Source organism: Acidisoma sp. L85 (genome assembly GCF_009765865.1).
In the GTDB taxonomy this organism is placed as follows: Bacteria; Pseudomonadota; Alphaproteobacteria; order Acetobacterales; family Acetobacteraceae; genus Acidisoma.
The window spans coordinates 124,185-135,518 of the sequence record NZ_LMUQ01000018.1 but is presented as its reverse complement, the minus strand read 5'-3'; the positions used below and the strand labels follow the sequence as shown (position 1 = coordinate 135,518).

The window sequence follows — 11,334 nt, the reverse complement described above, 5'->3', positions numbered from 1 at the left end:
CCCGGCTGGACGTGTCCGAGGCCATGATCCATGTCGCCATGGGAAGCCTGCTTTTACGCCGGATCGCCCATGACTGACCTTTCTCAAACGGACTGTTAAGACTGTACCGAGAAGGCCGGCGGCTAAAATCACGCTCAGGACGAGCAAGCTCTCGGTAATTGGGGTCATTTCAACCTAATAGGGCTAATTGAGCGTGATGTTCGCTGTCGGCTCCGACGACACGCCTAATGTCATCCATCAAGCCAATCGCAAACCCTTGAGTAAGTCTCAGAAACACCGCCCTCAGATTGCTAGGTCGCAAATCTATCCTAGAAACAACACTGGTGATACTCTCCCGCGCAAGGAAATTGATCAGGGACGAGATCGACCGGACGTGGCGCTGCGGCGGAGGCATTGTAGAGGCAACCCATCCGCGCCGCGACACGTTTTGCCGAGAGGAACTAGCGGGGCGAATACATTCCAAGTGATATAGGGACGATATTTGCTCTCAGAAATCCATAGCGCGGTCGCGTCTGATGCCCTACCGTGTCTTTCCAAATTATATGGTTTAGGAACAGCGGCAATGAAAGCTATCTTTCTGGCCCTGCTGCTTACTGCTGGCCCTCTATCCTCGGCCGCGATGGCGCAGACGGTGATGCAGGCTTGCGGGCCCGACGTCCAGCGTCTCTGCGGCAAAGTCGAGCCGGGCAACAATCGAATCAAGAAATGCATGAAAAAGCATATGCGCGAAGTCTCGCCCACCTGCCTGCAAGCGCTGTTAAACGCCAAGGAAAGCGAGATGTCTCAATAAGTTGGAAGACTGTTGCCGCGAAATGATCTGCGACTCAAAGTCAACTTCCGGAGGTGGCACGAAAAGCGTCGCCTCGCGGAATTCGAAATGTACCCCACTCATAAAGCCCGCTTGTTGCGGCGGGTGATCTCAGCTGCCGGCGATCCTTTAGATGGAGCCAGGACATGAATCGCCTAATCGTTTTTGTCTGCCTGCTGTTTGCTACCGCACCAGCGGCATTCGCGTCGTGCGGTCAGACTGCCAATTTTGCCGGTTGTAGCGGCACGAACGGAACGGCGACATATAATAAAAACTCCGGGGCGGGCCACTCCTACAATAGGAACACGGGCCAATATCATTCGTCGCAAAGTGGCAGTTATTATCATCCCCCGCAGGGCGGCTACTATCATGGGGTTGCACCAGGTACGAGCGCGACTGGCTGGCGCGGCAATAGCGCGACCAAGGCCTTCCAGCAAGGATGCGCCTACGTGAATGGTCATCGGGAATGCCGTTGATCAAAGACGCGGTTCGGGCCAACTCATCATGCTGATACAGATTTCTAAACTTTCGGCTTGGTGTCTGGCACGAAGGCATGAGCTTGTTGTGGACTGGAACGGCGATATGAGCAGGCGAAAAAGCCTTGGCTGGCACTTGATTGGGCTAATGCTTCTTGGAGCTGTCGCCACGGCGACGCCTTGCCAAGCGCAAGGTCTTGTCATCTATCCAGCCAAGGGCCAAAGCCCCGCGCAGCAGGATCAAGATCGCTATGCATGCCATAGATGGGCTGTGCAGCAGAGTGGATACGATCCGTCTCTCGCCGCGCCCCAGCCAGCACCCTACGGTGCCACACCCATGCGAGGAGCGGTGCGCGGTGCCGCCGTGGGTGCCGTTGGAGGAGCGATCGGCGGAAATGCCGGCAAGGGAGCGGCAATCGGGGCCGCCTCCGGCGCTCTGATAGGCGGGATACGTCGGCGGGATCAAAACAGGCAACAGCAGTCATCGGCGTCTCAGCAGCGTTCCCTCTACAATCGGGCGCTTGGGACCTGTATGCAAGGACGCGGATACACCGTTGGATGAGACACTTTATGGGAGCTTTATCGTTCTTCGCTGCACTCGGTATGGCGAGCAGCAATGCTGAGGCGGCATCCCCTGCGACAGACGACTCGACCCTCATCTGCGCAATAGTGGATTTAGCCTCCTGCGTTCCGGGGGAGGGTTGCCGACGTGAGACTTCCGAGTCGATCAACGCCCCGCAACTTCTCACGATTGATCGCAAAAACCATACCATTTCTGCTCGCAGGCCTGATGGGGCGTCCCTGTCAACGAACATCGACCGCATGACTCGGGATCAGGGGCTTGCTGTGCTCGACGGCGTGCAGAATGGTTTGAGCTGGACCATCACAGTCGCGGATCAGGACGGTGCTTTTAGTCTGGCGGCAATTGGCAATGGTCAAGCCTATACGGCGTTTGGGAGTTGCGAGCCTAAGTAAGAGATACGTCAAGGGCGCAGCCCCCCGTTCCTTGCTACTCTTCCTCAGAGTGAGCGCTCTCGACGGGATACGGCTCTTGCATAACGGCGTAGCCGGTCTCCAGCAGGGACTTCAGGTTGGAGATGATTTTCGGCCAGCCGCCGGACACCGCTTCGATCAATTTTGAGGATTCGCGCTCGATGGTGTGGGTGATAGAGAGCTTGACCGCCGTGCCAATCGGCTCCAGTTCCATCGTGCATTGCGAGTAGCCCTCGGCCTTGAGTTCGGGCTTGTTCTGGTGCTGCCAGTGGATGACCAGGCGCCGTGGCGGATCGGCTTCGACGACCTCGCCGGCGTCGAAGATCTGGCCGTCAGCGGATACCAGCTTCCATGAGGCTCCCGCTGTCCATTGGCTTTCGCAGCGCATGCCGAACCAGTATTGCTTCATGAACTCCACGTCAGTCAGCGCTGACCAAAGCTTCTCCGGCGTGGTGCGGATATAGGTCACATAGACAAAGGTCGATCTACTCATCGGCTTTCTCCAGGCTTTGTTTCAAATCCGAGAGCGCCTTCAGGCGCGGTTTTTCGAATTTGGCAATCCAGCGCTCATAGATCTCCTGTAGAGGCACTGGATTCAGGAAATGCAGCTTCTCGCGGCCGCGGCGCAGGGTGGCGACCAGATTAGCTGCCTCCAGCACACCCAAATGCTGCGTCACGCCCTGCCGCGTCATATCGAGATGCTCGCACAAGTCGTTGAGCGTTTGACCGTCATTTGCATGCAACAGGTCCAGGAGCTTACGCCGGCCGGGATCGGTAAGGGCTTTGAACAGCAAGTCGGTATGGTCTCGGCGCTCAGCCATCGGCAGCTTATGCAAGTGATTACCTGCATATAGATAGGCAAGCATCGACTTGCATGTCAAGGTTGCTTTCGGAGTCTCGCCGGGGAAATGATGGATGCTCGCATCCCACGCCTCATCTCGTATCCTGGAGCCGAACGCTAACTGTCGCGGGATGCGGCGGCCTGACAGTCTGCCGCACCAACGGCCCCGCTAGGGCGAGATAAGGAAGGAAGGCGATATGATTCGAAGGGTACTCGCATTGGGTTTCGCGGCCTTGGGACTGTCCGGTTGCGCCCTGAACGCGTCGCCTGGCTATGAGGTTCGCGATGCGACCCCAACCGGAATCACAATCTTGGCGGATCCCGCCCTGCGGAGTACTGACGAGCTGCAGCAGGTCGCACAATCGCATTGCACCGAATATGGAAGGAAAGCCGTTGAACAATCTGTCGGAGCGAATACTGGAGGCCGCGTCCCCGTGGACTTCGCATGCCAGTGAAAGCTGAGAAGACAGGGCCACTCTGGCGAGCGAGAGACCCGTCTTCTCACCAGAAACCAGGTACCATCCGGTACCTGACGCGCCGGGTGTACTCTTCGTAGCCTGCAAGTTCGCCACACAGCATGCGTTCCTCGCCCACCGCTCGAAAACCAATTCCCACGATGGCGAGTGGAACGACCAGCACCCCCCACCAGGAGCCCAGCAGCAGGGGCGTCCCCACGAACATCAGCAGGGCGCCGGCATACATGGGATGGCGAACGATGCGGTAGGGCCCGTCACTAATCACGCGCTGCTTGCGATCGCTTTGCACGCGTATCTGCGGGGCCGCGAAAGTATTGAAACGAAACGTCTGCCAGACGACAACCATACACAGCGCGATCAACAACGCTCCGACGGCCTCCACCCAAAACGGAACGACCGACCACCTGAAGCGACGGGCGTCAAAGGCGCTCGCCACCAACCATGTGACGAAGACGAGCGCGGCGGCGGCCATGAAGGCGCGGTCCCATGGTCGCTGATCCGGCTGCACAGGCGCCGAAAGACGTGTCGCGAGGAGGGCCGGGTCATGGCGCGCCAGCCAGAAGCCCAATGCGAAACTCGATATCGCGATCTCGCCCAGGAAAACCCAGCCCTGCGGCCAGCCCCAGTCGCCGGCTGCGAGGAAAAGGATGGCCCCCATCCCCGCCAGCCAGCTCGTCGTCTGAACCACCATCCTTGTGATCATCGGCCTATTGTCCGTCACTGTCCCGCCATCGAAGCATCTGGCGATTGGCCCCCGTCCGGCAAACCCACAATAGCCTTCTCCCAGTTCGCGGGCACTGGCCAGATCACCCATTGCGATACCGCGTGGCTCGACGCACCCTCTGCCGCGAGACGAAACTCTGCGCTTCTGCGACGTGGGGTGATGGACCGGACGCGAAGAGGACTTCACCGATGCTGATAACCCCGATTGATCGGGCAACGAAGTGGGACTCTCTCAGCCGAAGCTGGCTTTTCTCCGTGCTGCACCCGCCGGAACGGGAGCGCTTGTTCGATTGCGTCAAGGAACGCCGGTTCCGCAAGGGCGAGACCATGCTGGAACAAGGCCGAGAAGGCTCGAACATGATGGTCCTGGTCGCCGGCCGGGCACGGGTCACGGCCACCTCCGCCGAGGGCAAGGAGGTGACTCTGATGATCCACGAGACCGGCGCGACACTCGGCGAGTTGGCGCTGCTGGACGGCGGACCCAGAAGCGCCAATGTGGTCGCGATGGACAATTGCCTCGTTTTACTCATCGAGCGCCGCGACTTCCTCCCCCTGCTGACGCAGAACCCGGACCTCGCCCTTCGCCTGATAGCGGTTCTATGCGACCGGCTGCGCACGACCAGTCTTGCTCTGGAGGAGGTCGCGCTGATGGACATCCCGATGCGCCTGGCGAGCCTGCTGCTGAAGCTGAGCAGCCGTTACGGCATGGAGGGCAAACAGGGTCGGCGGATCCAGTTGAAGCTCTCGCAAGCCGATCTGAGTTCGCTCATCGCCGCCACCCGGGAAAGCGTGAACAAGCAGCTGAGATCGTGGCGCGAACAGGGCATTCTGGACGAGGAGGATGGGCACATTATCCTCCGCCAACCCGATGCTCTTCAGGCGATAATGGATTGAACCCGCCAACGTTCCGACCATGCCGGCGCGAACGGGAAACACCCGCGGTTTTCGCAAGAACTGAAAGCCCTCATTGAGGTCTTGGCTATTTCATTTCGGTAGTGAGCGTCTCCCGAATGGCGACGCGGCTTTGGCCGGTGACTTGCGATCTCGACTTAATTTCGGCACTGTCCATGCGCGTGCAGCGCATGGCTCTCAACAACGCCAATCGACCAACCGCTGCCAGCGAGACAGGCGCGGTGCTATCGGAAGCATAATCATCCGCTAGATCGACGTTGAACTTGGCCGTGACTGCATCCTATGGCTAGACACCGGGCTCATTGAGCCTCCGGGGATTTGAGTGGAAGACTGGCTTAGGTCAATTGAACTGGGGCATTATATCGATTCTTTCCGCGCCGAGCGGATCGAACATGCGCAGCTGCGTGACCTGACCGAGGACGACCTCAAGGAACTCGGCCTGACCATCGGCGAACGGCGACGTTTCCGCCGCGCTGTGCTTGAGCTCCAGCCCGACCCGCCTCCCCTACCGCCCACCACGCTTGCCGAGCGACGGCCGCTAACAATCGTGTTCATCGATCTCGTCGGCTCCTCCGAACTGGGCGAACTTCTGGAGCCGGAAGACCTGATGGAGGTGATCCGCCGCTACCGCGATGCCTGCGGTGCGACGATCCGGCGCTATGGCGGCAGCATCGCCAGGCAGGTCGGCGATGGCATCTTGGCCTATTTCAGCTACCCGGTTGGGACCGAAAACGACCCAGAGCGAGCGGTGCGCGCCTCGCTCGACATCGCGCGCGACATTGCGCAACTGGCGACCCCCGCCCCGGCGCCGCTTCGCGTACGCATCGGCATCGCCACGGGCCGCGTCATCATCAGCGACATGCTGGCTGGCGGCACCGCTGACCTCCGCACCATCATCGGCTCGGCCCCCAATCTCGCGGCACGGGTCCAGGCGGTCGCCGAGCCCGGCTGGGTCGTCATCGCGGCAGAGGTCCATGAGCGGGTCCGCGACTTATTCGCCTGCGAGGATCTCGGTCAGATCGAGATGCGGGGGTTCGCGGCCCCTCGGCAAGTGTGGCGCGTGCTGCGGGAAATGCCGCGGCCTACACGGGGCGTGAATGCCTCGGGGCAACACCTCACTTCATTCTGCGCCCGGGTAGACGAACTCGCCTTCCTCGGTGACCGTTGGTCGCTTGCCATGAAGGGCGTCGGGCAGACCGTGCTGGTCAGCGGCGAGGCGGGCATCGGCAAGTCACGGCTGATCGAGACATTTCTGACTCAGCACTGCGCGCTGGGCGGTCACGTCGTGCAGCTCGGAGCCTCCCCCTTCGACGTGGATAGCCCGCTCCTGCCTTTCGCCGCTTGGCTCCGCGCCGAGGCAGGCGCCACCGCTGGCGCCGCTGGGCCGGTTTTGGAAACCGACCTTGCCGAGTTGCTTGGCGTTGCACCGGCCGCTCCCGGCATCGGCGACTCGCCAGCACAGCTCCGCGAAACAATCCTTGCGGCGCTGGCCGACCGACTTCTCGCGCTGTCGAACGCTGCGCCGCTCTGCGCGGTCGTGGAGGATCTCCACTGGCTCGATCCGAGTTCGCTCGAGGTGCTGGAGCGGCTGGCCGCCCGGATCGAGGATCGGCGGGTGATGCTGCTGGTCAGCGCGCGCGAAGGTTCCCCGGCGCCGTGGCTGTCCGATACATCCGTCGCGAAGTTGCATCTCGTCCGTTTGGATCCCCGGGACGTAGCCGAGATCCTGCGCGGCCTGCCCGGCCGCAGCAGACTGCCGGCAGCGCTGGTCGAGGAGGTTGTGCGAAAGTCGGACGGCGTGCCGCTCTTCGCGGTCGAGTTGCTGCGGGCCCTCCAAAACCCGGATGGCAGCACGATAACGGCTCTACCCGCCCCTATATTGCCTGATGAGCCCAGCGCGGAGATCCCGGCCATCCTGCGGGATTCGTTGATGGCACGGCTCGACCGCGCCGGGATCGCTAAGGAAGTAGCCCAGGTGGCCGCGGTGATTGGCCGCTCGGTACAGGCGGATTTGCTGGCGGTAGTCGCGGGCTGGCCGCGCGCGGAGCTAGAGCAACCGCTCGCCGCCCTCACCAGTGCCGGGGTGCTGCGCCTCGACCACGCGGGGCCAATCGAGACCTACACATTTACCCACGCACTGCTGCGCGACGTGGCCTACGACAGTGTGCTGCGCGATCAGCGCCGCAGCATGCATCTGCGGGTGGCCGATGCGCTGCCTCGACACGAAGCGGATTCGGTTTCACAGCGGCCGGAATTGCTAGCCCTGCATCTGAGCGAGGGTGGCCGGCCAGACTTCGCCGCGCCCCATTGGATGGATGCGGCGCGCCGCAGCCTGGCGCGCTCGGCCCTCACGGAAGCGACGCGACTTCTGCAACGAGGCATCGGTGCGCTGGGCGAGGAATGGACCGACCTGCGGCTACAATTCATGGCGCTGCTTGGCCCGGCGCTGATCGGCCTCAACGGACCGGGCTCGGCCGAGGCACGCAACCTCTACGAAACCGCGACTGGGCTCTGTGACGACCGGCCAGAGAATGCAGCCTTCTTTCCCATCTACTGGGGATGGTGGCGGACCACCAAGGAATACGCCGCGAAGCCCGATCGCGCCGAGTCGATGCTACGGCGTGCACAATTGCTCGCCGATGACGGAGCGCTGCTGGAGGCTCACCACTGCGCCTGGGCGAGCCACTATTTTGTTGGCGCGCTCGAACAATCACGCCTGCATGCCGAGGCGGGCTTGGCGATCTACTCGGGCGGGGATTATGAAGACCACGCTGGGCTCTACGGTAATCATGACGCGAAGGTCTGCGCGCATGGCGAGTTGTGCGAGGTGCTCTGGCAAAAGGGCCAGCTCACGGAGGCCCGCGCGCAGGAGCGTCTGGCGCTCGAATGGGGGCATGGCCTGAACCACCTGGGCAGCATCGTCCACGCGCTCGACTGCGCGGTTATGCATCGCGCCTACGCTCGCGACGTGCGCGGGGTGCTTTCCTATGCGAACGAGTTGGCGCGCATGACGGCTGAACACGGTTTCACCGACCATCAGGCGAAATCGCTCATCCTCACAGGTTGGGGACAGGCCGTCAGCGAAGACCTCGATGCTGGGCTGCGAATGCTTCAGGACGGTATCGCCCGGCAGCGCGACATCGGCACCGAGGAGGATTTTCCCGTTTATATGTCTCTGCTCGGAGAAGTGCTGCTCCGCGCCGGCCGCGCCGACGAGGCGGTCGCGCAGTTGAAGGAAGCGCACGAGACCTTCGTCGACAGCGGCCTGAAGGTGATGGTTCCGGACATGTTGCGCGTGCTGGGCGAGGCGACAGCCGCGCGGGATCCCACCGATGAGAACACGCCGCGCGCCTGGCTCGCTGAAGCGGCGCGGATGGCCGAAGAGCATGGCGCGAGCTTTCTCAGTCTGCGCATCGCGCTGAGCGCGGCGCGACTGGATCTGCGACGCGGCATGACGCCCGAGGCTGGCACGGCACTCGCGCGGGCGCTCGCCGAGGTGGAGAATGACGATCAAATACCTGAAATCGCCGAGGCCGCCGAGTTGCTTGCGCGCTATCGCCAGAATGCCCACGCCGTTGGGGGATTCGTGTGAAGGATTGGCTCGGCGCTGACCTGACGCCCGCAACGGTAACGGGTGGTCCGCATCGCGACGTGCCTCCCGAAGCCACGCTGGCGCGGCTACGTCCCATCCTGGGCCAATTCGGCATCACCCGCGTCGGCGTTCTCACAGGACTAGACATCGTCGGTATCCCCGTCGCCGCCGCCTATCGGCCGAACTCGCGCTCCATCGCCGTGCATCAGGGAAAGGGCCGCACGCTGGCCGCCGCCAAGGTCTCGGCGGTGATGGAAGCGGCGGAATGCTGGCACGCCGAGAATGCCGACTTGCCATTGCGTCTGGGCTACGCCAGCGAAATCGTTCGCCACGGCGCGGCGGTCACGCCGGACCGGTTGCCGCTGACTGGTCAGGGCGACCCGGCCAACGCCCGGTTCCTATGGAATGTCGCCCACGATCTCCTGGCCGGCGCGCCCGTTTGGGTACCGTATGAACTGGTCAGCGCTGACTTCACCGTGCCGGCACCTTCCGGCTTTGGCCTGTTCCGTCAGACCACGAATGGGCTCGGCGCTGGGAATACGCCGGTCGAAGCCATGCTTCAGGGGATTTACGAGGCCGTCGAGCGCGACGCCGTAGCGCTATGGCATGCCGCGTCGCCGGAACGCCAGGCGGCACGATGCATCGACCCTGCGGGAATAAATGGCGAAGTCAGTCGCTGGATGCTCGCGCGGTTCGCGGCGGCATCGGTCGATGTCCATATCTGGGACGTGACGACGGACATCGCACTTCCGGCCTTCCTCGTCTTGATTTGCGACGCGGATGGCGTGGCCGGGGTAGAGCCCGAATTCGGTTCCGGCTGCCATGCCGGCGCCGACGTGGCCCTGTCTCGTGCGCTAGCCGAGGCCGCACAGGCGCGCGTGACCCGGATTTCCGCCGCGCGCGATGATTTCTTGCCGGAGAGCTTTGACTTCGCAGGTCGCACCGCCCGAGATGATGCGGCCCGGCAACTCATGCGAACGATACCCGCCGCCCGCTTCCGCCCGCGAAACCGCGACGCGACGCCAGAAGCCGACCTCGACGCAGCGCTGACCGCACTCTCACATTGCGGGATTTCCCAGGTGGCCTGCATCGACCTCAGCCGAGCCGAGATCGGCATTCCCGTCATGCGCGTCATCATCCCCGGCTTGGAAGGCCCCTGGCAGAACGACGCGCACCCGCTCGGCCCCCGCGCGCGAGCCGCCGCGTGACGGCAGCAATCGTCTTCACAGGCCCGACCCTGCCCACGGCCGAGGCGGCAGCACTGCTGCCCGCCACCATTCTGCCTCCGGCGCGGCAGGGCGACATTTGGCGCGCCGTGCACGAGCACCGGCCCGTGGTGATCGCCCTGATCGACGGCGTGTTCCTGCACGATCCTGCCGTATGGCACCGCGAGATTCTCTGGGCGCTAACCGAGGGAGTACACGTCTTCGGCGCGGCGAGCATGGGCGCGCTGCGCGCCGCCGAACTCGCGCCGTTTGGCATGCAAGGCGTCGGCAAAGTCTTCGAAGCCTATCGCGATGGTATCTGGCCAGGATTTGCCGAACCCTTCGAGGATGACGACGAAGTCGCGGTGATCCATGCCCCGGCGGAACTGGCCCACAAGCCGTTGTCGGACGCGATGGTGGACCTCCGCGACACTCTGCGCGCAGCGGCGGATGCGGGGCTCCTGACCGCTCCGGAGGCTCTGGCAATCACCACGCAACTCAAGGCGTTGCCCTTCGGCGAACGCAGTATCGCGCGCCTCGTCGCGCTGGCCGCCGATACTCTTGACCAAGCGACGACGACCAATCTGCGAGCGTGGCTGCCGCATGGAACAGTGGCGCGCAAGCGGCTCGATGCGTTGGCGCTGCTGGACAAGCTCCGCCAATTTTTGGCCGACCGCCCAGCGCCCTTCGCCGCGCCATTTCGGTTCGAATACGTCCAGGCGTGGCATGACTTCGTTACAGCCGGCGATGCGCTCGCGCTCGATGAGACGCTCGTGCTGGAAGAGGCACGGCTGCGGACGGATGACTGGCACGACACGGCCCGCGCCGCGCTCGGACGCCTCTGCGCCATTGCCGCCGCCCCAGAACCCCGTAGCGACGATGCCCGGTTGGCGCTCGACCGGTTCCGCCTCGCGCGGGGCCTCACCCGCCGCGCCGATCTCGACGCCTGGCTCGCCGGCAATGCCGCGACGGCCGAGTGGCTGCGGCGGGCAGTGCGTGACGAGGCAGGGATCAGCGCCTCCCTCACGCTGCCTCCGCCTGGCCTCGACAACGCCATCATCGATCACCTCCGCCTCACCGGCAGATTCGCTGAGCTTTTGCAACGGGCCCGAGCCAAGCACGCCAAATTGGCTGAACGACCGGCGCCGGAACCCGGACCGCTGCTTGATGCGGCGCTCGGCTGGTACGCGGAAAGATCAAATTGGGACGGTAGCACGCCGGCACCGTTCGGCTGGACAGACGAGGCGGCATTCCGTCTCGCTGTATGGCGCGAATACACCTTCGTCCGGGCGCAGGCATGATGAGGCC

General features: G+C 63.2%; 10 protein-coding genes. 7 read left to right on the top strand and 3 right to left on the bottom strand.

All coding sequences use genetic code 11. The features are described 5' to 3' along the window. The first annotated feature begins 562 nt into the window (after positions 1 to 562). The 3 genes from GSQ83_RS03535 (at position 563) to GSQ83_RS03525 (ending at position 2,259) form a co-directional block, all read left to right on the top strand. Positions 563 to 790 (top strand): cysteine rich repeat-containing protein, encoded by a 228-nt coding sequence (locus GSQ83_RS03535; protein WP_158801494.1) that lies wholly within the window; start codon positions 563 to 565, stop codon positions 788 to 790. A gap of 471 nt (positions 791 to 1,261) precedes the next feature. Next, positions 1,262 to 1,846, top strand: coding sequence for a glycine zipper family protein (locus GSQ83_RS31065; RefSeq protein WP_371417947.1), 585 nt, complete (start codon positions 1,262 to 1,264; stop codon positions 1,844 to 1,846). A 260-nt stretch (positions 1,847 to 2,106) separates the two neighbouring features. Continuing rightward, positions 2,107 to 2,259, top strand: coding sequence for a hypothetical protein (locus GSQ83_RS03525; RefSeq protein WP_158801493.1), 153 nt, complete (start codon positions 2,107 to 2,109; stop codon positions 2,257 to 2,259). A gap of 34 nt (positions 2,260 to 2,293) precedes the next feature. Here GSQ83_RS03525 and GSQ83_RS03520 read toward each other — a convergent pair whose 3' ends face one another. From GSQ83_RS03520 to GSQ83_RS03510, 3 genes are all read right to left on the bottom strand, one after another. Next, the gene (locus tag GSQ83_RS03520; protein WP_216849902.1) at positions 2,294 to 2,746 is read right to left on the bottom strand and encodes an SRPBCC family protein; all 453 of its coding nucleotides are present in this window, start codon (positions 2,744 to 2,746) and stop codon (positions 2,294 to 2,296) included. 16 nt (positions 2,747 to 2,762) lie between these two features. After that, positions 2,763 to 3,143, bottom strand: coding sequence for a helix-turn-helix transcriptional regulator (locus GSQ83_RS03515; RefSeq protein WP_216849901.1), 381 nt, complete (start codon positions 3,141 to 3,143; stop codon positions 2,763 to 2,765). A gap of 476 nt (positions 3,144 to 3,619) precedes the next feature. After that, the gene (locus GSQ83_RS03510) at positions 3,620 to 4,315 is read right to left on the bottom strand and encodes an isoprenylcysteine carboxylmethyltransferase family protein (protein ID WP_216849900.1); all 696 of its coding nucleotides are present in this window, start codon (positions 4,313 to 4,315) and stop codon (positions 3,620 to 3,622) included. 191 nt (positions 4,316 to 4,506) lie between these two features. Between GSQ83_RS03510 and GSQ83_RS03505 the strand changes: the two genes are divergently transcribed. The 4 genes from GSQ83_RS03505 (at position 4,507) to GSQ83_RS03490 (ending at position 11,327) form a co-directional block, all read left to right on the top strand. Continuing rightward, positions 4,507 to 5,211 (top strand): Crp/Fnr family transcriptional regulator, encoded by a 705-nt coding sequence (locus tag GSQ83_RS03505; RefSeq protein WP_158801491.1) that lies wholly within the window; start codon positions 4,507 to 4,509, stop codon positions 5,209 to 5,211. Positions 5,212 to 5,551: 340 nt separating this feature from the next. Beyond that, a complete protein-coding gene (locus tag GSQ83_RS03500; protein ID WP_158801490.1) occupies positions 5,552 to 8,821 on the top strand; it encodes an AAA family ATPase in 3,270 nt (1,089 codons plus the stop codon). Beyond that, positions 8,818 to 10,029: a YcaO-like family protein gene (locus GSQ83_RS03495; protein WP_158801489.1), complete on the top strand. Its 1,212-nt coding sequence runs from the start codon at positions 8,818 to 8,820 to the stop codon at positions 10,027 to 10,029. Before GSQ83_RS03500 ends, GSQ83_RS03495 begins: the two co-directional genes overlap by 4 nt. After that, positions 10,026 to 11,327: a TfuA-like protein gene (locus GSQ83_RS03490; RefSeq protein WP_158801488.1), complete on the top strand. Its 1,302-nt coding sequence runs from the start codon at positions 10,026 to 10,028 to the stop codon at positions 11,325 to 11,327. The genes GSQ83_RS03495 and GSQ83_RS03490 overlap by 4 nt, the downstream gene beginning before the upstream one ends. Positions 11,328 to 11,334: the final 7 nt, after the last annotated feature.